General features: G+C 63.7%; 19 protein-coding genes. 4 read left to right on the top strand and 15 right to left on the bottom strand.

Features of this window, described 5'->3' with window-relative positions:
- Positions 1-32 precede the first annotated feature (32 nt).
- Entirely contained in the window at positions 33-527 is a 495-nt protein-coding gene (locus tag IVB05_RS14210; RefSeq protein WP_247784974.1) for a MarR family transcriptional regulator, read from the bottom strand.
- Between the two features lie 213 nt (positions 528-740).
- Between IVB05_RS14210 and IVB05_RS14205 the strand changes: the two genes are divergently transcribed.
- Both IVB05_RS14205 and IVB05_RS14200 read left to right on the top strand, forming a co-directional pair.
- A complete protein-coding gene (locus IVB05_RS14205; RefSeq protein WP_247784973.1) occupies positions 741-1,916 on the top strand; it encodes an ABC transporter substrate-binding protein in 1,176 nt (391 codons plus the stop codon).
- 21 nt (positions 1,917-1,937) lie between these two features.
- Positions 1,938-2,393 carry a cupin domain-containing protein gene (locus IVB05_RS14200; RefSeq protein ID WP_247784972.1) on the top strand — a complete coding sequence of 152 codons (456 nt, stop codon included), beginning with the start codon at positions 1,938-1,940 and terminating at the stop codon, positions 2,391-2,393.
- Between the two features lie 103 nt (positions 2,394-2,496).
- Here the strand turns inward: IVB05_RS14200 and IVB05_RS14195 are convergent, their stop codons facing one another.
- The 9 genes from IVB05_RS14195 to IVB05_RS14155 all read right to left on the bottom strand — a co-directional run bounded on the left by IVB05_RS14195 (position 2,497) and on the right by IVB05_RS14155 (position 14,079).
- Positions 2,497-3,747 carry a flavin-dependent oxidoreductase gene (locus tag IVB05_RS14195; RefSeq protein ID WP_247784971.1) on the bottom strand — a complete coding sequence of 417 codons (1,251 nt, stop codon included), beginning with the start codon at positions 3,745-3,747 and terminating at the stop codon, positions 2,497-2,499.
- Between the two features lie 182 nt (positions 3,748-3,929).
- The gene (locus tag IVB05_RS14190) at positions 3,930-6,278 is read right to left on the bottom strand and encodes a bifunctional salicylyl-CoA 5-hydroxylase/oxidoreductase (protein WP_247784970.1); all 2,349 of its coding nucleotides are present in this window, start codon (positions 6,276-6,278) and stop codon (positions 3,930-3,932) included.
- Positions 6,279-6,447: 169 nt separating this feature from the next.
- On the bottom strand, positions 6,448-7,284 hold the full coding sequence (locus IVB05_RS14185; protein ID WP_247784969.1) for an enoyl-CoA hydratase family protein: 837 nt from the start codon (positions 7,282-7,284) through the stop codon (positions 6,448-6,450).
- Positions 7,285-7,325: 41 nt separating this feature from the next.
- Complete coding sequence (locus tag IVB05_RS14180; RefSeq protein WP_247784968.1) at positions 7,326-8,087, bottom strand: SDR family oxidoreductase; 762 nt, start codon at positions 8,085-8,087, stop codon at positions 7,326-7,328.
- A 570-nt stretch (positions 8,088-8,657) separates the two neighbouring features.
- Positions 8,658-10,103, bottom strand: coding sequence for a 1-acyl-sn-glycerol-3-phosphate acyltransferase (locus tag IVB05_RS14175; protein ID WP_247784967.1), 1,446 nt, complete (start codon positions 10,101-10,103; stop codon positions 8,658-8,660).
- Between the two features lie 210 nt (positions 10,104-10,313).
- Positions 10,314-10,505, bottom strand: coding sequence for a hypothetical protein (locus IVB05_RS14170; RefSeq protein WP_247784966.1), 192 nt, complete (start codon positions 10,503-10,505; stop codon positions 10,314-10,316).
- A gap of 202 nt (positions 10,506-10,707) precedes the next feature.
- Positions 10,708-11,595: a universal stress protein gene (locus IVB05_RS14165; protein WP_247784965.1), complete on the bottom strand. Its 888-nt coding sequence runs from the start codon at positions 11,593-11,595 to the stop codon at positions 10,708-10,710.
- A 283-nt stretch (positions 11,596-11,878) separates the two neighbouring features.
- Positions 11,879-12,811: an alpha/beta hydrolase gene (locus IVB05_RS14160; RefSeq protein WP_247784964.1), complete on the bottom strand. Its 933-nt coding sequence runs from the start codon at positions 12,809-12,811 to the stop codon at positions 11,879-11,881.
- An 80-nt stretch (positions 12,812-12,891) separates the two neighbouring features.
- Positions 12,892-14,079 carry a CoA transferase gene (locus IVB05_RS14155; protein ID WP_247784963.1) on the bottom strand — a complete coding sequence of 396 codons (1,188 nt, stop codon included), beginning with the start codon at positions 14,077-14,079 and terminating at the stop codon, positions 12,892-12,894.
- A 109-nt stretch (positions 14,080-14,188) separates the two neighbouring features.
- On the opposite strand from IVB05_RS14155, the gene IVB05_RS14150 reads away from it, so the two are divergent.
- Complete coding sequence (locus tag IVB05_RS14150; protein WP_247784962.1) at positions 14,189-15,118, top strand: dihydrodipicolinate synthase family protein; 930 nt, start codon at positions 14,189-14,191, stop codon at positions 15,116-15,118.
- A gap of 85 nt (positions 15,119-15,203) precedes the next feature.
- Positions 15,204-15,395, top strand: coding sequence for a hypothetical protein (locus tag IVB05_RS14145; protein WP_212423761.1), 192 nt, complete (start codon positions 15,204-15,206; stop codon positions 15,393-15,395).
- Between the two features lie 9 nt (positions 15,396-15,404).
- Here the strand turns inward: IVB05_RS14145 and IVB05_RS14140 are convergent, their stop codons facing one another.
- From IVB05_RS14140 to IVB05_RS14120, 5 genes are all read right to left on the bottom strand, one after another.
- Positions 15,405-16,088, bottom strand: a complete 684-nt coding sequence (locus IVB05_RS14140; RefSeq protein WP_247784961.1) for an endonuclease/exonuclease/phosphatase family protein — start codon at positions 16,086-16,088, stop codon at positions 15,405-15,407.
- On the bottom strand, positions 16,085-18,202 hold the full coding sequence (locus IVB05_RS14135; RefSeq protein ID WP_247784960.1) for a VTT domain-containing protein: 2,118 nt from the start codon (positions 18,200-18,202) through the stop codon (positions 16,085-16,087). The genes IVB05_RS14140 and IVB05_RS14135 overlap by 4 nt, the downstream gene beginning before the upstream one ends.
- 101 nt (positions 18,203-18,303) lie before the next feature.
- Positions 18,304-18,633, bottom strand: a complete 330-nt coding sequence (locus IVB05_RS14130) for a hypothetical protein (protein WP_247784959.1) — start codon at positions 18,631-18,633, stop codon at positions 18,304-18,306.
- 197 nt (positions 18,634-18,830) lie between these two features.
- Complete coding sequence (locus IVB05_RS14125; protein WP_247784958.1) at positions 18,831-20,417, bottom strand: GNAT family N-acetyltransferase; 1,587 nt, start codon at positions 20,415-20,417, stop codon at positions 18,831-18,833.
- A 16-nt stretch (positions 20,418-20,433) separates the two neighbouring features.
- On the bottom strand, positions 20,434-21,813 hold the full coding sequence (locus IVB05_RS14120; RefSeq protein WP_247784957.1) for an HlyD family type I secretion periplasmic adaptor subunit: 1,380 nt from the start codon (positions 21,811-21,813) through the stop codon (positions 20,434-20,436).
- Positions 21,814-21,817 lie beyond the last annotated feature (4 nt).

Here is a 21,817-nt window from a genome sequence, read left to right as displayed (position 1 = left end):
GTCCGGCCAGTTGCTTCAGCCGCAGCGTCGCCTCACGCCGTTCGCGCCTTTGCGGATTTCTGCGCCGACGCCTTGGTCTTGGCCAATAGACGCATCAGTTCGCGGACGTCCTTCGGCGTCAGCTCCCCGAAGACGTCGGCAATCCACAATTCGTGCTCCGCCGCCATCTTGCGGAATTCGGCCCGCCCCGCCTTGGTCAGCCGGATCACCTGCACGCGGCGGTCGGCGTCGGACGTACGGCGGTCGAGATGTCCGGATTCGACGAGGCGCTCGACCAGCCCGGTGACGTTGCCGTTCGAGACCATCATCCGCTTGGAGACATCCGACAGCGTCATGCCCTCCGGCACCTTGTCGAGCTGCGCCATCAGATCGAACCGCGGCAGCGTGACGTCGAAGCGCTCGCGCAACCGGCTGCGCACCTCACCCTCGATCAGGGTCGTGCAAGTCAGGAGGCGAAGCCAAAGCCGGAGTTCGTCGCCATGATGTTCCGGGAGTTCGACCGCCTTGGTCTCTGAATCGAGGATCATGATGCAAATCTTGTCCAGCTTGGGCGTTCGGTGATCCGAACAGAGCGCAGCTTCTCGGATCATTGCCCAGATTTCTTTAGGTTTCAAGTAATTGGCGCATGGCTTGCATGGATGCGTTCTGCTTGCAGGTGCAGTCACCGTCAGAATAAGCTGTATTCCGAGCATTTGGTGTGGCGTGGGTTTCGGGTGCAGAGGCCGAACGGAGAAACAATCATGAAGCAGTCGTTGAAGCTGACCGGACTTGCCGTTTTGCTGGGTGTTGCCGCAACTCCAGCCGCAGCGCAGGAGAAAATCAAGATCGGCGTGATCACGACCTTGTCCGGCCCGGCGGCCGTCCTCGGCCAGCAATCGCGCGACGGCCTGCAACTCGGAATCAAGGACCTCGGCGGCAAGATGGCCGGCAAGGACGTCGAGGTCGTCGTCGTCGACGACGAACTCAAACCCGACGGCGCCGTGACCAAGGCCAAGGGCCTGCTCGAACGCGAGAAGGTCGACTTCGTGGTCGGGCCGATCTTCTCCAACATCCTGCAGGCCATTCACCGGCCGGTGACCGAGAACAAGACGTTCCTGATCAGTCCGAATGCGGGGCCATCGAGCTATGCCGGCAAGGAGTGCAGCCCGTTCTTCTACGTGACCTCCTACCAGAACGACCAGGTTCACGAGATCCTCGGCAAGGTCGCGCAGGATCGCGGATACAAGCGCATGTACGTGCTGGTGCCGAACTATCAGGCCGGCAAGGATTCTGCAGCCGGATTCAAGCTCGACTACAAGGGCGAGATTGCCGAGGAAAGCTACACACCGCTCGGTACGCTGGATTTCCAGGTCGAACTGACCAAGATTTCTTCCTCCAAGGTCGATGCGTTGTTCACCTTCATGCCGGGCGGCATGGGCGTCGGTCTCGTCAAGCAGTACCGGCAGGCCGGCCTCGCCGACAAGATTCCGGTGCTGTCGGCGTTCACCGTCGATGAATCCACCCTGCCCGCGCAGCAGGACGCCGCCGTCGGCATGTTCGGCGGCGCCAACTGGGCGCCGAACATGGATAATCCCCAGAGCAAGAAGTTCGTAGCCAGCTACGAGGCTGCCTACAACAGCGTGCCCGGCACCTACGCCATGCAGGGCTATGATACGGCCATGCTGATCGACAGCGCGGTGAAGGCGGTGAAGGGCGACCTCAAGAACAAGGACGCGGTGTCCGCCGCGCTGCGGAAGGCTGAATTCACTTCGCTGCGCGGTGATTTCAAGTTCAACATCAACGGCTATCCGATCCAGAATTTCTATCTGACCAAGGTTGCCAAACGCGCGGACGGAAAATTCCAGACCGAGATCGTCGAGAAGGTGTTTTCCAACTATGGCGACCGTTACGCCAAGGACTGCTCGCCCGCGAAATAATGTTTGGGAAGGGAACAGCAAATGAAAACCGAAATCGCCGGCATCACCCGCGCCAATGAAGGCATTCAGGGAATTTCCTGGAGCATCCTCGGCCAGACCTATGTGCCGAAAAACGTCACCGAGCATTCCTTCTCATGGCATGCGACCTTCCCGCCCGAGACCTTCGTGCCGCCGCACATCCATCCCGACCAGGACGAATATCTCTACATCCTGGAAGGCCAGCTCGACTTCTTCCTCGACGGCGCCGAGACGCAAGCCACGCCCGGCGATCTGGTGCGGCTGCCGATGGGCAAGCCGCACGGCATCTTCAACAAGTCCGGCCGCACCGCGAAGGCGCTGTTCTGGGTGTCGCCGACGCGGCGGCTCTACGATCTGTTCTGGGCGATCCACAACATGAAGGAGCAGACGCCGGATGCGATGGTGGCGCTCGCGGCCGAGCACAACATCCACTTCCTGCCGCCGCCTCCGGGGGCGTGAGGCGCGCCCGTAGCCCGGATGGAGCGCAGCGCAATCCGGGGCCTTCGGAATGCGGCCGCCACCGTCCCGGATTGCGCTTCGCTCCATCCGGGCTACGGGGCTTTTACCGCACCGCCGCCAATCCCAGCGGTGGCGGCGCAAACCCGGCCTTGGAGGCGTAGCCGCGCACGATCGCCTCGCGCTGGGCGTGGCTCAGCACCTTCTCGATATCCGTAAAACCATCCGGCGCCAGTTGCTCGACCGCGTCGATCACGCCCTCGGGGCCGCCGCGGCGGTTGGCGCGCACGATCTCCGCCGTCATCGGCAGCCGCTTCTTCTCATACGCCACCAGCGCCTGACGCGGATGCTCAGCGCGCGCCAGTTCATCGGCGAGCGCCCGCGCGTCGAGGATCGCCTGCGATGCGCCGTTCGAACCGACCGGATACATCGGATGCGCGGCGTCGCCGAGCAGCGTCACCCGGCCCCAGGTCCAGTATGGCAATGGATCGCGGTCGCAGCACGGGTATTCGTAGAATTCCGGCGTCGCCGAGATCAGGCTGCGCACGTCGACATACGGCACCTTGAACCGCTCGACATGCGGCATCAGCTCCTCGCGCTTGCCCGGCCGCGACCAGTCCTCGCGGCGTGGCGGCGGCGAATTGCCCTCGCCGATCTTCACCATCACCGCCCAGTTGGTCAGCCGGCTCGCGGGACTGGATCCTTCCGCGATCGGATACACCACGACCTTGGCATTCAGCCCGCCGGCCACGATCATCGAGCGGCCGGTCAGGAACGCCGGCCAGTCGCGCGCGCCGCGCCACAGCATCAGCCCGTTCCAGCACGGCGGCCCCTCGTCGGGAAACAGCATCTCGCGCACGCGCGAGTGAATGCCGTCGGCGCCGACAAGGATATCGCCGCGCGCGGTTTTGACATGGGCGCCAGTACGATCGAAGAAGTGCGCGACCACGCCGCCCTCGTGCTGCGCGAAGGAGCCGAGGCGGCAGCCGGTGTGGATCGCCTCATTACCGATCCGTTCCTCGACGGCGCGATGGATCACGCTTTGCAGGCGGCCGCGATGAACCGAGAATTGCGGCACGTCGTGGCCGGCATCGAGACCGCGGGGCTCGCGCCAGACTTCCTGGCCGTGGCGGTTGAGATAATATAATTGGTCGGTGCGAACAGCGGCGGCGTCGAGCCGGTCCAGCAGGCCGAGGCCCGTCAATTCTCTGATGGCATGCGGCAGCGTGTTGATACCGACGCCGAGCTCGCGGATGCTGTCTGACTGCTCGAACAATTCGCAGTCGATGCCGCGCGCCCGCAACATGAGCGCAGTGGTAAGGCCGCCGATGCCGCCCCCGACGATGATCGCTTTCATCAGCTCGACTCCACTCTCTCTTCAACCTCGCCCCGCTTGCGGGGAGAGGTCGGATCGCCCTTGCGATCCGGGTGAGGGGGTACTGCACTCTCGGCGTTCACAGATCGCGGAGAGAGCCCCTCACCCCAGCCCTCTCCCCGCAAAGAGTGGGGCGAGGGAGCGGATAGAGCCTGCCATCCGGCCTATTCGGCTGCAAGCGGCTTTGTCGCCTCGGCTTTCAGCTCGGCGCGGGTTTTCGGCTTACCCTTAATTTTGAGGTCCTCGAAATCCTGCCGGTCACGCACACTGTTGCGGAAGATTTGCTCCTTGCCCGGCAGATATTGCGGCGGACAGGCGATATCGGCGCCATACCAGGCCGCCGCCCGCATCGTGAAGGATGGATCCACCAGGTGCGGCCGGGCGAGCGCGACGAGATCGGCGCGGCCGGCGGCGAGGATGGTGTTGATCTGGTCTGCGGTGGTGATGTTCCCGACGCACATGGTCGCGACCCGGGCTTCGTTCCGGACCTGATCGGAGAATGGCGTCTGGAACATCCGGCCGTAGATCGGCTGCGCGTCGCGCACGGTCTGGCCCGTGGAGACATCGACCAGATCGACGCCGGCTTCGCCAAACGCGCGTGCGACCGCCACCGCGTCGTCGCCAGTGATGCCGCCCGCGGCCCAGTCGGTGGCGGAAATGCGAACCGACATCGGCTTGTGCGCGGGCCATGCCGCACGCATCGCTTCAAACACTTCCAGCGGATAGCGCAGCCGGTTGGCGAGCGTGCCGCCATATTCGTCGGTGCGCGTGTTGGTCAGCGGCGAAATGAAGCTCGCCAGCAGATAGCCATGGGCGCAGTGCATCTCGAGCATGTCGAAGCCGCAGGCCTCGCCACGCAAGGCTGCCGCTGCGAACTCCTGCTTGACGCGGTCCATCGCGGCGCGATCCATCTCGCGCGGCACCTGGCTGTCGGGGAAGTACGGCAATGGCGACGCCGAGATCGTATCCCAACCGCCTTGCTCCAGCGGCCGGTCCATGCCCTCCCACATCAGTTTGGTCGCGCCTTTGCGGCCAGCATGTCCAAGCTGCAGGCAGATCTTTGCCGCCGAATTGGCGTGGACGAAATCGACGATCCGCGTCCAAGCGGCCTGCTGCTCGTCGTTCCACAGACCAGTACAGCCGGGCGTGATGCGGGCGTCGCGGCCGACGCAGGTCATCTCCGTGAAAATCAGCCCGGCGCCGCCGATGGCGCGCGAGCCGTAATGCACCAGATGGAAATCGCCGGGCACGCCTTCCTTCGCGGAGTACATGCACATCGGCGACACCACCGCGCGATTCGCAACTTCCATCTCGCGCAACTTGAGCGGCTGGAACATCGGCGCCGTGGGTTTGTCGACATCGACGTCGAAGCCCTTTGAACGAACCTGCATTGCAAACGCCTTGTCGACCTCGCGAACGAACTCCGGCGCGCGCAGCGTGAGGTTATCGTAGGTAATCGCCTTGGCGCGGGTCATCACGCCGAACGCAAACTGCACCGGATCGAAATCCCAGAAGCGGTCGACATGCTCGAACCAGACCAGCGACACGTCGGCGGCGTGCTGGGTCTTCTCGACCTCCTCGCGCCGGCCATGCTCGTAGGTCTGCAAGGCATCGTGAACGGTCGGCGCCTGCGCCATCGCATCGGCAAGCGCAATCGCGTCTTCCATCGCGAGCTTGGTGCCGGAGCCGATCGAGAAATGCGCCGTCGCCTTGGCGTCGCCGAGCAGCACCATGTTGTCCTTGACCCAGCGCTGGCTGCGGATCATCGGAAAATTGCGCCACATCGAGCGGTTGATCAGCAGCGGATGGCCGTCGAGGAACCAGCCGAAGATCTCGGCCATCCGGTCGGCGGATTGCTGTTCGCTCAGGCCTTCGAGCCCGGCGCGCTGGAAGGTTTCGGCATCGGTCTCGAAAATCCAGGTCGAGCGTCCCGCCTCATACTGATAAGCGTGCGCGATGAACGGGCCCCACTCGGTCTCCTGGAAGATGAAGGTGAAGGCGTCGAGCGGCTTGGTCGAGCCCATCCATGCGAACTTGTTGGAGCGCAGATCGACCTGCGGCTGGAAGTGTTCGATGTGCTTGTCGCGAAAGCGGCTGTTGATGCCGTCAGCGATCACGATCAGATCGGCATCGGCAAATCGCGCTTCGTCGTCGATATCGGTTTCGAACAGCAGCGTCACGCCGAGTTCGCGGGCGCGCTCCTGCAGGATCAGCAGCAGCGTCCGGCGCGAGCAGCCGCAAAAGCCGTTGCCGCCGACGCGGTGGACCGTACCGCGGAAGTGCACGGCGATGTCGTCCCAATAGGCGAATTCCTGGGTGATGCGGCGGTAGCTCGGCGGATCGTACTTCTCGAAATTGTCGAGCGTCGCATCTGAAAATACCACGCCGAAGCCGAACGTGTCGTCGGTGCGGTTGCGCTCATAGACCGTGATCTCGGCCTGGGGCCGCTGTTTCTTCAAGAGGATCGCGGCGTAGAGACCGGCCGGTCCGCCGCCGATAATCGCGATCTTCATCTACCGCCTCCGAAACAGGCTAAGGGCAAGCTCGGAATTACTTTAAGCCTAAAACAATTTTTGGGCAAGGCCCTGTTCGTAGCCCGGATGGAGCGCAGCGCAATCCGGGATTCTCGCGACATCGGCAGGGCCCCCGGGTTTCGCTTCGCTCCACCGGGCTACAACCAGACTAGTTCCCCCGGAACACCGGGGTCCGCTTGTTCGAGAATGCCTCAAACGCGCGGGCAAAATCCTCCGTGGTCATGCAGAGCGCTTGCGCAACCGCTTCGGCCTCGATCGCTTCCTCCACCGACATCGCCCATTCCATCGCCAGCATACGCTTGGTCATGGTGTTGGCGAAGGTGGGCCCATCGGAAATCTGCTTGGCCAGAAGCTGCGCCTGCGGCAGCACCGCGTCCGGGGTGACGATACGGCTGAAGAAGCCCCAATGCTCGCCCTCCTCCGCGGTCATGAAGCGGCCGGTGTAGAGCAGTTCGGAGGCCCGCGACTGGCCGATGATGCGCGGCAGGATCGCACAGGCGCCCATGTCGCAGCCGGCGAGGCCGACCTTGTTGAACAGGAACGCGACCTTGGCGCCGGTGGCGGCCAGACGCAGGTCCGAGGCCATGGCGACGATCGCGCCCGCGCCGGCGCAGATGCCTTCGACGGCGGCCACGATCGGCTGCGGACACGCCCGCATCGCCTTGACGAGATCGCCGGTCATGCGGGTAAAGGCGGTCAGCCCCTTGGTATCCATCTGAATCAGGGGACCGATGATCTCGAACACGTCGCCGCCGGACGAGAAGTTGCCGCCTGCGCCTGACACGACGATGGTCTTGACCTCGTCATCCATTGCGCAGGCGCGGAAGAAATCGGTGAGCTCGCGATAGCTTTCGAAGGTCAGCGGGTTCTTGCGTTCAGGACGATTGAGCGTCACGGTGGCGACGCGATCGACCACGGCCAGCAGAAAATGCTTCGGCGAATAATCCGCCAGCGGCAGCGTGACGGGGTTGGCGGGTTTGCTCATGATCTCTCCCTGAATTTAATCGTTATCGATGTGGCGGCCGATCAGACTTCGCCGCCGGCCACCGCGATGGCCTGTCCAGTGATGGCACTGGCGCCTTCGCCGCACAGCCAGAGCACGGTATCAGCCACTTCCGATGGCGCCACGAGGCGCCCCTGCGGATTGTGCTTCGACAGTTCCGCGATGGCCTGCTCGCGGCTGCGGCCGGTCTTCTTGATGATGTTGTCGATCGAGCCTTCCAGCAGATCGGTTTCGGTGAAGCCGGGGCAGACGGCGTTGACGGTGACGCCGCTCTTCGCCGTCTCCAGCGCCAGCGAACGGACGAGGCCGACGACGGCGTGTTTGGCCGCGCTGTAGGCCGAGACGTAAGCGTAGCCTTTCAAACCGGCGGTGGACGCGACGGCAATGATCCGCCCGTGACGGCGCTCGACCATTCCAGGCAATACCGCCTGCGTGGCGTGGACCACGCCCATGAAATTGACGTCCATCATCCGCTGGAACAGCGCCGCATCGGAGCGGCCGAACGGCGCGGATTCCGCCGCGCCCGCATTGGCAACGAGGATGTCGATCGGTTGCCGCGCGGCGGCCTCCGCTATGGCCGATTTGACCGACGCCTGATCGGCAACATCGGCCACGGCTGCGAACTGCGCCGCGCCGGACGCCACGGCTTCATCCAGCGTCGCGCGGTTGCGGCCGAGCACCGTCACCGTTGCGCCCGCTTTCGACAGCGCGGCCGATATCGCAAGGCCGATGCCTCGCCCGCCACCGGTGACGAGCGCATGGGAGGAACGCGACAATGGGGACATCGGTCAAGCCTCCAGGATGAGGGTTCAGCATATATTTTAAACTTCAAGCTTTTGCAAGGAAGCGGCGGGGCCAGAGCGGTGGTCGGGTAGCCCAGGATTAGGCACCGTTCCCTCCCCGTCATTGCGAGCGCAGCGAAGCAATCCATAGCGCCACACGCGGAGAGATGGATTGCTTCGCTTCGCTCGCAATGACGGCTGGGCGGATTTCTTAGGATGGGTGGAGCGAAGCGATACCCATCAATGCCGGTGCGTGTGGTGATGGGTTTCGCTTCGCTCTACCCATCCTACGCAGATGTGACTGCGCGATCTCGCGACGCATTGCGCCCGAGGTTTGCTGGAGAACCTTCCGCCCTCTTTGTCAGAGGCGCAGCGCCCTCTCCACGTCATTGCGCGCCCGATGACAGGCTCCGCGAAACAATCCATAGCGCCGCGTGCGGAGGCGTGGATTGCTTCGCTACGCTCGCAATGACGGCGAGAGCCCGCAGGGTGGGGAAAGCGAAGCGTGCCCACCATCGAGAGGCGCGATCGGTGATGGATGGTGGGCACGTCGCTAGCGCTCCTTTGCCCACCCTACGGACTGTCGCGTCCCGTCCGCGGCTCCCTGTCCTTGAACAGATGGACGATCGCGTTCGCGTAGTACTGCAACAGCACGAGCTCTTTCGGGTTGGCGCGGTAGGTGTCGTCGGCCTCGATCACCAGATGGCGCAGCGTCAGCATCCGCAGGCCGACGGAGATGGCGTAGTCGCGATCGGCGCGGGGGATGTGAACATAGCTTCCGAGTTTTTCGAGGTCGTCGATCAAGGTTGAAACGCGGCCCTTGATTTCGAACAACGTCAGCGGCTGGTCGCCGGCCTCCAGCACGGCGGTCGAGACCAGCGAGACCGGCAGCGCCGGCACCACGCGGCCGACGGCCTCCATCAATTCGTTGCCGAGCCTTTCAACCTCGATGCGGCGCGGCTCGGCTGCGAGAACGCGAAAATCGATCTTCCTTGCCTCGACATAATTTCGCAGCGACACCGGCACGCCAAAACTCACGCAGGTATATCCGAAGCGATGCCACTCGCCGCGCATTGCCAGCCACAGATGGCGGAAGAAATGGCGCGCAAGGATCGCCGCGTTGAAGCCGAACACCGGCTTCTTCCCGGGCTCGGCATTGGCCACCGAAGTCAACATGCGGTCTTCCAGCACGCGGTCATAGTTGACGGCGACTGGGATGAACACCACGTCGCGCGGACCGAGCGGATCGAAGCCCGCCACCATGTAACTCAACAGCCCGAATTTCGGCGGACGCAGCTTTCCGTCGCGGCTGAGCCCGCCTTCCGGGAAAATCGCCTGCGTGACACCCGCTGCGGTAGCCATGTGAACATAGCGCGAAAGCACCTTGCGATAGAGCGCCTCGCCGGAATCGCGCGCGATGAAATAGGCTCCCATCGAGCGGATCAGATTGCTGAGGCCCCAGACCTTGGCCCATTCGCCGACGGCGTAGCTCAGCGCCGACGAGGTGGCGGCGACGTAGGTCACCAGCACGTAATCCATGTTCGAGCGATGATTGATGACGAAGATCACCGACGAGGCCGGATCGACGGCGGCCAACGCCTCGTCGTTGCGGACGCCGATCCGCACCCGGTACAGCATATGGGAAACGGCCCGCGCGATCCGCGTCCCGACGTGAAAATAAGCATAGGCGCTGAACGCCGGAACGATCTCGCGGGCGTAGCGCCGCACCTTTTCCATCGCGACTTCGTTCGGCACGCCGGTTTCGGCCGAATATTCCTCGGCCGCCCGCAGCACTTCAGGATCGAACACCAGACGATCGGTCAGCACCTGACGCTTGGTCAGCTTGAAGGGCTGAATGCGAAGCCTGAGTTTGGTGTTGAGTTCCTCGATGGCACGATTAGCGCGCCGACGCAGCGCCCAGCGCACGCTGGGAATGAGGATGCGATCCAGCGCCGCCAGGATCGCGAGGATCGCCATCAGGACAACGACCCAGAGCGGCAAGCTTACCTGCGACCCCATGCAAAACCTCGATCCCGCCTCGCCCGCGACGCCACGCGTCGCCGCTCCGCGGCGTCACGATACGGTCTGGAACTCCATCGTGACAAGCGTTCCGAGCATCGAGACCGACCGATTCCCGGCAATCGGCCGGCATGTTCGCAACCGCGATATCGACGACGTTCGTTCGAACCAGGGTGCGTACGCTATGCCCAATCCCAAAAGCATCATGGTCTAGTCTTCGTCCGGCTCTCGTACGACCGGCGGCTCGTCCTCTTCCTCTTCCTCTTCCTCTTCCTCTTCCTCTTCGTCCTCGTCCTCTTCGTCTTCATTAGGATCTCGGGGCGGCATCGTACTGCCCATGATCACGAAGGGACTCCTGTCGATCAACCTGGTGAAAAATTCCTCGGGGATGTGTGGGGTCATGTTGTTACTCCTCGGGTGGTGGGGGAACTTGGCTTCGGTCCGCCCGACGCTCAAGCCGTTCTACCCCCGGAAAGGAGGGTGATACGTTTGACAGCGTCGGCGCGTTAATCGCACGCCGCCCAACCCGCCTTCGGCGAGTGAGCAAGCCCGCCATAGCGTTGGCGTCGGCGGCAACCTGAGCTCAGTTGCGCTCTGACGAGGGCTAATGCGCCAAGAGAACGGGGCGTGCCGAAGCGTTCTTAAGGATGTGGCGCGTGGCCCCGCCCAGAAGCATCTCGCGCAGGCGGCTATGGGAATAGGCGCCCATGATCAGCAGGCCGGCTTCATGCTCTGCCCCCGCCGCGAGCAGCGTATCGCCCACCGAGCGCAATTCCGGTGCAACCACCTGCGCAGTCGCTCCGATGCCATGACAGCGCAAATAGGCAAGCACCTCCGCCTGCGAGGCTTGGCGATTGCTGGCGTCCCGATCAACGCTTATGACCCGCACTGATTTGGCGAGTTGCATGAACGGTATGGCAGCCGAGACCGCATGCCAGCATTCCGGGCTCTCGTCCCAGGCGATCATCACGCTGTCGGTCAGATCACTCTGCAGGCGAGCCGGCGCCAACAGCACGGGGCGACGCGTCTGCAGCAGCGATTGCTCGGCAATGGCCATGAACGATTCCATCACGGTGGCGCTTGCGGCGACCATCAGGTCGAAGGCAGCGGCCCGTTGCGCCGCGATTTCCACATACGATCCCTCGGCTTCGCGCCAGGATGCTGCGAGCGGGCTGCCGGGCTCGTCGTCCGCCGATAGCATCGGGATGCCGACTACCGCGCAGGCCTGCACGAAAACCTGACGCGCATCCCGCGTAGATCGCTCCCGTTCCTCGGCGTACCAGTTTACCGATGCGGCGGTCACCGCTCGTCCCATTTCCGTGGCAGTTAGACCGCTACGCGTGACACCGCTACGTGTGACCGGCGGCGGCTGACTGATGAACAGTGCCTGGACGTGAGCCCCCAATGCCTTCGCGGTAGACAGGGCCGTTTCAATTTGACCGGTGTGACTGGCTGAGCCGGGAAGTGGAACCAGGATTCGCTTGATACTCATGAGAGCCTCCTGCGATGCCGCCGTTTGCGACAACAGACGGCATATGTGTGTTGAGCCGAAAGCGAGATCGCGCAGTGCTGCTCAATTCATAACTCGCGGAATCACCCCAAAGTTCCGGAGACCCGCAAATGTGCCGGTTGCCGACTTTGGTCGTCGATGTCCGGTGTGGGTCCATTCGCGCCCGGGTCGAGCCAACAGCAAGCCCGGTCATGTCCGCTATGCCCGGAAAGCGGAAGTAAATTCATGGCGCTTCAATCCGAATTTGGCTGCGTGAGTACACGGCCTACCCCGGCATGAAGGCATCGAATGCGGCCCAGAGCTGCGCGCGATAGCGGTCGTCTTCCTGCAGGATTTCGTGCTTCGCACCCGCAATCACGCGATGCGATCCCGCCGGCAGATTCCGGGCAAACGCGGCAATGGCAGGGGCCGATACGATGGTGTCGTCGCCTGCCGCGAGCATCAGGACCGGCTGGCGAATCCGGCCGGCAAACTCGCTCGAACGAAACTCGCCCATCGCCGCAAAGGCCGCGTCGAGCCATGCCACGGTCGGCGACGCAATCCCGAGCGTCGGATCGGCCTCCAGGATAGCCGCGTTGCGGGCATAGCGGCGCGGGTCCGAGGTCAGGGGATTGCCGGGAAAGCCCGTCGACTTGATCAGGTCGATGTTGCCGCCTGGAATAAACCGCTCGCTCATTCCACCCGCGCGCAGCATGCGCATCAGGCCGCGCATCGGCAGCGACGCACGCAGACCCGGCAGGTCGATCATCGGCGCGCACAGCACGAAGCGTTCGAACGGCGCGATGCCGGCATGCGCGACGCGCAGCATGACCGCGCCGCCCGTCGAATGGGCCAGTGCAAAATAGGGCGGCGGACAATCCGGCAGCACGACCTGCTTAACGAAGGCCGCCACGTCGATCTCGTACTCCGAAAAATTCTGGATATGGCCCTTGAGCGGATTGTCCAGCCGGCGCGAGGAATGCCCCTGTCCCCGCCAGTCGATCATCGCCACCGCATAACCGCGCTGGCGCAGATCCCGCACCGTCTCGAAATATTTTTCGATGTATTCCCCGCGCCCGGTGAAGACGCAGACGGTCCCCCTGCCGTTGGCCGGCACCGCCCAGCGCGCAAAGCGCAACGTGACGCCATCCGGCGTCCCGATTGTCCCGGCAAGCGCCCCCTCCGGAACAGGATTGGCCGGGATCGACAGCAGCGTCATGGAGCTGATGTCCAGGCTGCAGGTTGGCGAAGAACCACCCGACGGCAACCAACAAGACGGCGGGTCATCGGCCGCTGCATCTAGATGATCCCGTTCTTGCGTAGCGCGGCGATCGCAGCCGCGTCATAGCCGATATCGGCCAGCACGCGGTCGGTGTGCTCGCCGAGCGTCGGCGGGCGCGACACGATTTCGCCCGGCGTCTCCGACAGCCGCACCGCGGCGCGTGCCGTCGGCGCAGGCTTCGGCAGGCCCGGATAGTCGACATCCTGCATGAAGCCGGCGGCGCGGATGTGCGGATGCTCCAGCGCCTGTTGCGGGCTCAGCACCGGGCCGGCCGGAATCATCGCTCTTCCCAGCGTATCGACCGCTTCCTGCGTGGTGCGCTCGGCGCACCAGCGCGCCATGCGCTCGCTGATGACAGGACCGTTGTCGCCGCGCTTGAGATCGTCGGCGAAGCGCGGGTCGTCCAGCCAGTGATCCTCCTCGCCCATCAGTTTTGCCCAGCGGATGAACAGCGGGTGCCCGGTGACCTGGCACAGCACCCAGCCGTCTTTGGTGCGGTAGATATCGGCCGGCGCCGCGGTCTGGCCGAGATTGCCGGTGGGGACACGGTTCGCGGCAATCACGGCCTGCTCGATCAGCGTCGCGTTGGTGAAGGAGAGCGCGGTCGCCAGCAGCGCGCCCTCGACGATCTGCCCGCGCCCGGATTTGCCGCGCTCGATCAGGGCGGCGAGCGTGCCGAACGCGCAATGCAGCGCCGTGCCGAAATCGACCCAGTTCACCGCGGCCCGGTATGGCGGATCGCCTTTGCCTGTCATGTAGACCGCGCCCGACATCACCTGCCCGACGCCGTCAAAGCCGACGCGGTCGGACCACGGCCCGGGACCGCCGAAGGCGGTCGCGGTCGTCAGGATAATGTCCGGCTTGATCGCCTTCAGCGAGTCGTAATCGAGCTTCATCGCCCGCAGCGTCTGCGGCGGCAGATTGGCGACGACGACGTCAGCAGTGGCGACCAGCCGGCGCATCACCTCCTGCCCTTCCGGCTTCATCGGATCGAGCGTGATGCATTTCTTGTTGCGGTTGACCTGCAGGAACAGCGCACCCTCGCCGCCTTCGCCGACGGGTGCGACAAAGCGATCCTCGCTGCCATCGCGCTTCTCCACGCGAATGACTTCCGCACCGAACTCGGCCAGCAACGTCGCGCAATACGGCCCCGCGATATAGCGCCCGAAATCGAGGACGCGAACGCCCTCCAGAACTCCCCCCATCGATCTTTCCCTTGTTCTTGCTGCTCGATTGCGTCGAGCCTTCTATCATGTTGATGAATGCATTGGACGACCATACAATCACTGATCCTGTTCGAATGGAACATCCAGAATGACCCTGACTGCACAACGGCCCTATCGCGGTGTTTTCCCCGTCGCTCCGACCATCTTCGACGACCGTGGGGAGCTCGATCTCGCGGGGCAGCGCCGCTGTATCGATTTCATGATCGACGCCGGCTCCAACGGCCTCTGCATTCTGGCCAATTTCTCCGAGCAGTTCGTCCTGAGCGACGCCGAGCGTGAACAGGTGATGCATGCGGTGCTGGAGCATGTCGCCGGCCGGGTGCCGGTGATCGTGACGACGACGCATTTCGGCTCGCGTATCTGCGCCGACCGCAGCCGCCAGGCCCAGGACGCCGGGGCTGCGATGGTGATGATCATGCCGCCCTATCACGGCGCCACGTTCCGCGTGCCGGAAAAGGCCATCTTCGATTTCTACCGCACCGTGTCCGACGCCATCGATATTCCCATCATGATCCAGGATGCCCCGGTTGCCGGGACACCGCTTTCGGTCGACCTCCTCGCCCGCATGGCGCGGGAAATTTCGAACATCCGCTATTTCAAGATCGAGGTGCCGATGGCGGCGGCGAAGCTGCGCGACCTGATCGCAGCCGGCGGCGACAGCATCGAAGGGCCCTGGGACGGCGAGGAAGCGATCACCCTGATGGCCGATCTCGATGCGGGTGCAACCGGCGCCATGACGGGCGGCGGCTACCCTGATGGCATCAGGCAAATCGTCGATCCGTATCTGGCGGGGCGCCGGGAAGAAGCGATGGCGGCCTATGCGCGCTGGCTCCCGCTGATCAATTACGAGAACCGCCAGTGCGGCTTGCAGGCCGCCAAGATCCTGATGAAGGAAGGCAGCGTGATCGGTTCGGACGCGGTTCGTCATCCCCTGCAAAGGGTTCACCCGGCGGCGCGCGCGGGTCTCATTGAAATCGCCCGCCAGCTCGATCCCGTCGTGTTGCGCTGGGGACAGTGATATCGCCTTCATGACGGCCAAACGCAAAAGCTCACGGGAACGGAACCTTCACTTCGATCAAACGTAAAAATCGGGGAGGAGCGACATGACCGAACAACAGACTTTTGCCTTGCTGCTGGGCGAAGCTGCGATGGCCGTTTGGGGCAATATGCCGCGCGACATTCAGGAAGCGCTATTCGAGACCGCGATGCGCGAGCGGGAAGACCTGCGCCATGGCCTCGCCTGCCTGCTGCATGAGCGGCACCCCAGAACGCAGCATCCAGCCAAGCCCGCCTGATGCAGACCTCTATTCGGGAAACGCGACATCCGCGATCACGGGAAGATGGTCCGAATACGCACGGGCCTTGCGATCGGTCCAGGCCGCGCGGATCGTCAAATCGCGCGAGGCATAGATCCGGTCCAGCCGCATCATCGGCAATCGGGAGGGAAACGTCCGCAAGCGCGTTCGGACCGGGCAGATCCGCGCCAGCACGCCCCTCACCGACTTCACCCAGAACCAGTCATTGAAATCGCCGAGCACGAGCGTTCGCGTTGGCTGCACCAGGTCGGCCAGGGCATGGGCCTGCGCGTGCCTTTCATGAATGCTCAGGCCGAGATGCGTGGCAATGACCGTGACCTCGCCGTGATCAGACAAGATGCGTGCGGCAATGGCCCGGCGGGGCTCCCGCTCCTGATACGAGACGTCGGAAATTTTCGGAGGCTCGGCGAAGGGCCAGCGGCTCAACAGCACCTGTCCGTAGTCGCCGTCCTCGGTGACGATCGATCTTGCATCGACGCTGTGGTCGCCGACGGCCTTTGCCAGCAGGGCAAAGGGATCGTCGGTTCTTCCGCGGGAATCGACCTCCTGCAGCGCCACGATATCAGGAGACCAGTGGCGGATGATGGAGCACACGCCGTCGAGGTCGAAACCCGGATTGAGGTGGAAGATGCCGTGCACGTTCCACGTCATGATGCGCATCGTGGCCGTCACGTTCTTCGTCCCGCCATCCACGTCACCAGGAACTGCACGCCGAGGCACAGCGCGATCCAGGCGAGGATCGCCAGCGCGAGCAGCACCGCGTTCGCCCACGATGCGTTTCTGGCGAGATCTGCGATCTGCGCGCCGAGCGCGGCCATGACAGCGATCCCCGGCGCCATGCCCAGCACGGTGCCGAGCAGGAAATCGCGCAGGCTCAGCTTGCTGGCGCCCGCCACCACGTTCACGATCGAGAACGGGGCGATCGGCACCATCCGGATCATGGCGACCGCAACGACTCCCTTGCCGATGATGCGGTTCTGAACTCGCCCCGCGCGACGCCCGAGCAGCCGCTGCAGGCGCGCCTGGCCCAGCACGCGGCCGATCGAAAACAGCGTGAGCGCGCTGAGCAGCACGCCGGCGCCCGCGCTGAAGAAGCCCATCCACGGCCCCAGCGCCGCTGCCGTGGCGGCGATCAAAACCAGCACCGGAAACACCACCAGCCCGCCGACGACGAAGGCGGCAATTGCGAGCAGCGGCGCGAATTGCGACCGTGCGGGTTGCGAAATGACCGAAGAGACGAAGCCGACATCAGCGAAATCGCGCAACGATGTGTACTGCCAGGCCAGCGCGAGGCCGGCGAGCGCCGCGGCCAACCCCAACACCGCCAAAATGGTTCTTGCCGTCCACATGCGGTTGGCGGCGCGGTCGAGGTGAAGCGGTTCTCGGGGATCGGCGACGGGCTGCACCATCGTTGCCATGCTGCCGGCTGTTGCGGCCGGATCGATCGGCTGCAACGATTTCGCGCCGCCGCGCTCCGGCAGGCGGTCGAGAAATCCGAACAGGTCGGCTTCGTTGCTTGCGATTTCCCGCGCATCGACGCCGCAGAAATGCCCGATCAGTTGGCGGCGAAGCCGGGCGATGTATTTCCGGTGTGCCTCGGACGTCGCCTCGAAGGCGAGATCGCACTCGGTGTCCGCACCCATCGAGCGGTTATTGAGGTTGGCCGAGCCCACCCGCAAAATTCGATCATCGACGATCATCACCTTGCTGTGCACCATGACCACGGTGGCCTGCTCCCCATCCCGAATCGATGGATAGAGAAAGCGAACCTGGTCCATGACGCCCGCCGCCACGAATTGGGCGATGAATCCGCCGCGCCCGCTCTGCATGGCCTGCGATTCAAACCAGGACGAATGCATCCTCGGCGTGACGATCAAAACACGAAGCTGTGGCACATCGAGCATCCGCTGCGCCAGCAGGCGCGCGATATCGGTGGCGCTGGTGAACTGGTTCTCGATGTAGATGAAGCGGTCGGCCGCGTTGATGGAGGCCTCGAACAGCCGTGCGACCTCGTTCACGCCGGCTTCGCTCGCGGTTGCTATCTCGGTCCGGGCGATGCCCACCGTCATTCTCCGGGATTGCACCGGCACCGAGGCCGGCCAGCGCTCGCCGGTGACGTCGGTGCTTGTTTCGACCGTGCAGCCGGCGGCCCGCCACCTGCTCTCCGCCACTTCCGTCAGACTGACGGCGGCTTCGCCATCCACCATGCACTGCACGTCGTGAAACGGCGGATAGGGCTTGCCGTCGGGATCGGTCCGCAACGGATGATGGGCGTCGTGCTCGCTGGTGTCCCAGCGGCGTATCGTGAGGTCGAGGCCGCCGACGAACGCAAGCACTCCGTCAATGACGACGATCTTCTGATGCTGCGCGGAGCCTAGCGGAAGACTGGAGTCGAAACAGAAGCAAAGCCGGTCCGACGCGTCCGAGGTGAATTTGGCGGCTGAATTCCACTCCCGCTCCGCCGCATAGAGGGCCGGGAAATTCCAGCTCAGGATGTTGATCCGCAACCCGGGCTTCGCCTTCAGGAGCGCTTTCAGAAACGCGCCGAGCTCTTCCGGATAACCATCGTCGGCATGCCCGGACGGCCCGACAAACCGAGTCAGGCTGTGGATGTCCCAGCCGATGATGTAGACCTGCTTCGTCGCGAGCAGCAGCGCTTCCCGCAAAGCGGCGAAATACGCGGCCGCGTCATTGAGGATAGCCAGCCGTCCTGCCTTGCACCTTCTCCAGACGGTGTCGCCCGGGATGAGGATGGATGAACTTTGCAGCAGGCGGCACCTCGGCAACACATGAAAGCGGATGCGGGATCGCGTAACGCACGTTCGCCCGACAACAAATCAACGTTTTGCGGCCAAGACGGTTCCGGCCGACCGGAACCTGGACGACTTCAATCGGAACAAAGTCCCCGGCCACCCGCATTCGCGCGGGTTGCTCCCTGTCGGGGCGTGCCGCTCCGGCCCCGGTGGGGAGATTGTTCTTCCTCGACCACGGGTTCGATGTAGGTGCTGTGCAGCGAGGTCGGCGACTTGAAATCGTCGAACATGACGCGGACGGTGCTGCGATAGCGGCCTGAACCAATGATGACCCCTTGCCGGCCGGCGAGATTCGGGCATCGCGTCGCTCCGAGCGCGCTCATCTTGATGCGCGTCCGTTCAGGCAGCGGAGGCTGCTGATCGGGCGGTTCTTTATGAGATCGCCTCCTCGGATCGGGGTTCATCTACGCGCCCGGCAAGGAAATACGCTCGGTCTCGAATGCATGGCGGGAAATCCACCGGCGCACCATGCGATTGACGAATGGTGGCGCGCCGGAGATCATTGCGGCCGTCAGCCAACGCCTGACGTTTCTTGTCATCGTGAGCATGCTGTCCTCCGCACCCGCGTGCCTGCCAACCGGACAATTCCGGCAAATCCGTCCTACGCAGAGGCCGAGTGTTCGCTGGCGGTCTGCCGGTCCGGCACGCGCCGCGAACCGCGCCACTTCCGGATCGACGGGGCGCTCGCCGGTTCGATCGCGGCCAGCAGCGCGGCGTTGATTTCCGCCATCCGTCCGAGCTTGACCATGCACCTGCCAACCGCGACGAAACCGTCCGGCAGGTTCGGTTGCAGCCGCATGAATTCGAGGTGCTGGCGCAATGCTTCCTCGTGCTGACCGAGGCTTTCGCAGACCTGGCCCAGGCACTGCCACGCCTTGGCGGCATCGGGCCGAACCGTCGTCAGGATCCGGAACTGCCGCTTGGCCGCGGCGAAGTCACCCTTCGCCGCCAGCAGCTGGCCGAGCCGGTGCAACGCGTCGGCGTGCTTCGGCTGAACCTCCAGGATCCGCCGGTAGCCGACTTCGGCGTCGGCCGCCTGCCCCTTCCGGTGCAGTTCGGTCGCCAGTTGCAGGACGTCCGGGATGCTGCGGGGGTCGAGCCCGCCGCCGAGATTCCTGCCGTTCCTGGTCTCCAGAACGGTGCAGCGGATCTTGCGCTCCGCGCAGCCGAACGAATATTTGTACGGCTCGTTTCCGCGCAGGAAGTCGTATTCGGAAAACCCGTTCGCGATCGCGTGGCGGATGCTGAAGGCGTGCAGGATCACTCCCGGCGGCGGCCCGTCGAACGTCTCGTCACGTCCGGTCATGTAGAACGAGAACGCCCGCTTGCGCGGATCCACCAGCGTGGCCAGCGCCGCGACAGGCCGGTCACGATGCCAGAAAGTCGGCAGGTACAGCATGCCGGATTGAAAACTGCGCGTCAGCATGGCGCCGTTCGAGTGGACCAGGCTATCGATCCTGTCACCCTTGCGAGGGCGCCACTTCGTCTCCCAGAATCCCAGCAAGGTCTTGAGGTCCTGCGCGAACGTCTCGGGCGTTGAAACGGTTATTCGATATTCGCCGGGCGTATCGACCTGCTTCAGGAGGCGCCGGATTTTCTGCCTGGTATTGGCGCTCAGCGATTCCAGATAGCCATTCCAGTCCTTGGGTAGCGTGAGATACGGACAGAGACTGTTATCGATACCGTCGACCTTGTTGACCCTGCCGACCTCCGTATAGCTGAAATTGGCTTTCGGAAAGCAGGCCAGAAGCAACCGCACGCGCCGCTCCGACATCCGCACATTTTCAAGATTGAGCCGCGCCCAATTCATCTGCCTGATGCAGCGGGCAAAGGCTGGAATGACCTTGTTCTCCGCCTCGGGTCTGCAAATGATGCCGGTGTAGTCGGCGGCGAAATTGCCGGCCATCCTCATGTCGCTGATGACGTCGGATTTCTCGATCGTGGTCTGCAGCCGCAAGGGAAGGAACGCAACATAAGGCAGGTCGGCGGACTCGCCGGCTTTTGCAGCCAGGATGAACCACGGCCCATGGATGTAGGACAGCCAGCCGTTGAGCCATTGCCACGACAGGAATATCTGCGCTTCGTCGTCCGCGTCGTAGACGGCGTTCCAGTTGTCCTCGAGCTTGGCCAGCGACGGCAGGGTTTCGATGATGTCGATATGCACGGCGGACGCCTTTCCAATGTTCAAGGTGCTCGTTCTGTGGCTAGCGCTCCCGGAATGCGCGCATCATGCTGTCGTGAATCGGTCTGACGATGTATTGGAAGAACGTCCGTTCCGCCGTCTTGATGTAGACCTCGGCCGGCATCCCGGGCGTCGGGTTGAAATTCGGCACGTTCCTGCTCTCCTCGCTGTTGAGCTTGACGCGCACGATATAGATGTCGGTCGGTCCCACCTGCTGGGACTTCTTTTCATCCGCCAGCGTGTCGGCCGACAGATAGATAACGTCGCCGGTGACCATCGGCGTGATGCGCTGGTTCAGCGCCGTCAGCCGCACCATCGCCGTCTGTCCGTGCTTGACGCTGTCGATGTCCTGCGGCCGCAATCGCGCCTCGATGATCAGTTCGTCCTTCAGCGGCAGAAGCTCCATGATGTTCTTGCCGGCTTCGACCACGCCACCCCGCGTATGATAGCGGAGCTTCACCACCACGCCGCTCACCGGCGCTGTGACGCGGACCCGATCGAGGATGCCCTTGGCGCTCAGCATCCGCTCGCGGACGTCAGCCAGTTCGCCGCGGATCTCGTGCATCTGCTCGACCGCGGTCTTGATCGCGGTCTTGCGCACGCCATTGATCTGCTCGACCGCGCGGGCGATGCGTTCCTTGGCATCGCCGATGTCGCCCATGATGCGGCCGACCTCGCCTTCCAGATTGGCCTTCGACCGCTGCAGCACCATCAGTTCCGGCTTGCGCACCAGCCCGGCCTGCACCAGCTTGTCCTTGGTCACGATTTCCTCGTCGAGCAGAACGATCTGACGGTGGACGGCATCGAGCTGCACCCGGGATCCCCGGATTCGCTCCTCCAGCGCGTTGATGCTTTCCTGGATGCTCTTGATGTCGCTGTTGAGATTGTTGCGGCGCGCCGTAAACGTCATCTGCTGGCTGTCCACGATTTCCTTCACCTCGGGCGAATTAGCCAAAGGCGAATTGGCCAGCCAATTGACTATGTCGGATGGAAGCGTGATATCCTGTTCCTCCCTCATCTCGGCCTGCAGTCTTGCATCGATTGCCGTCAACCTGACGCGGCGCAAAATTAGCCGCTGCAACTCCGCACGCGCGGCGGTGTCGTCAAGCTCGAGCAACATTTGCCCGGCTTCCACCTTGTCGCCTTCGCGCACGTAGATCTCGCGGATCATGCCGCCTTCGAGATGCTGCACGATCTTGTTCTGTCCGGTAACGACGAACACGCCCGAGGCGACCACGGCGCCGGCAATCGGCGCCATGTTGCCCCAGACGCCGAAGCCCATCAGCACCACCGCCATGATCAGCGCACCGGCAACGGTTGGCAGCTTGGTCGATCGCGGCAGCGAATCGTACCAGGTGCCTTCGGATTCCGCGGTGCGGTCCGCTATTTTCCTGTTGGCCATCGCG

Source organism: Bradyrhizobium sp. 170 (assembly GCF_023101085.1).
Lineage (GTDB): Bacteria > Pseudomonadota > Alphaproteobacteria > Rhizobiales > Xanthobacteraceae > Bradyrhizobium.
The sequence above is the reverse complement of the archived record's forward strand: the minus strand, read 5'-3'. Positions and strand labels throughout refer to the sequence as shown.

Bases quoted from the DNA above. Each gene is read 5' to 3' on its own strand.
- IVB05_RS14210 (WP_247784974.1), bottom strand. From the start codon at position 527: ATGATCCTCGATTCAGAGACCAAGGCGGTCGAACTCCCGGAACATCAT.
- IVB05_RS14205 (WP_247784973.1), top strand. From the start codon at position 741: ATGAAGCAGTCGTTGAAGCTGACCGGACTTGCCGTTTTGCTGGGTGTT.
- IVB05_RS14200 (WP_247784972.1), top strand. From the start codon at position 1,938: ATGAAAACCGAAATCGCCGGCATCACCCGCGCCAATGAAGGCATTCAG.
- IVB05_RS14195 (WP_247784971.1), bottom strand. From the start codon at position 3,747: ATGAAAGCGATCATCGTCGGGGGCGGCATCGGCGGCCTTACCACTGCG.
- IVB05_RS14190 (WP_247784970.1), bottom strand. From the start codon at position 6,278: ATGAAGATCGCGATTATCGGCGGCGGACCGGCCGGTCTCTACGCCGCG.
- IVB05_RS14185 (WP_247784969.1), bottom strand. From the start codon at position 7,284: ATGAGCAAACCCGCCAACCCCGTCACGCTGCCGCTGGCGGATTATTCG.
- IVB05_RS14180 (WP_247784968.1), bottom strand. From the start codon at position 8,087: ATGTCCCCATTGTCGCGTTCCTCCCATGCGCTCGTCACCGGTGGCGGG.
- IVB05_RS14175 (WP_247784967.1), bottom strand. From the start codon at position 10,103: ATGGGGTCGCAGGTAAGCTTGCCGCTCTGGGTCGTTGTCCTGATGGCG.
- IVB05_RS14170 (WP_247784966.1), bottom strand. From the start codon at position 10,505: ATGACCCCACACATCCCCGAGGAATTTTTCACCAGGTTGATCGACAGG.
- IVB05_RS14165 (WP_247784965.1), bottom strand. From the start codon at position 11,595: ATGAGTATCAAGCGAATCCTGGTTCCACTTCCCGGCTCAGCCAGTCAC.
- IVB05_RS14160 (WP_247784964.1), bottom strand. From the start codon at position 12,811: ATGACGCTGCTGTCGATCCCGGCCAATCCTGTTCCGGAGGGGGCGCTT.
- IVB05_RS14155 (WP_247784963.1), bottom strand. From the start codon at position 14,079: ATGGGGGGAGTTCTGGAGGGCGTTCGCGTCCTCGATTTCGGGCGCTAT.
- IVB05_RS14150 (WP_247784962.1), top strand. From the start codon at position 14,189: ATGACCCTGACTGCACAACGGCCCTATCGCGGTGTTTTCCCCGTCGCT.
- IVB05_RS14145 (WP_212423761.1), top strand. From the start codon at position 15,204: ATGACCGAACAACAGACTTTTGCCTTGCTGCTGGGCGAAGCTGCGATG.
- IVB05_RS14130 (WP_247784959.1), bottom strand. From the start codon at position 18,633: ATGAACCCCGATCCGAGGAGGCGATCTCATAAAGAACCGCCCGATCAG.
- IVB05_RS14120 (WP_247784957.1), bottom strand. From the start codon at position 21,813: ATGGCCAACAGGAAAATAGCGGACCGCACCGCGGAATCCGAAGGCACC.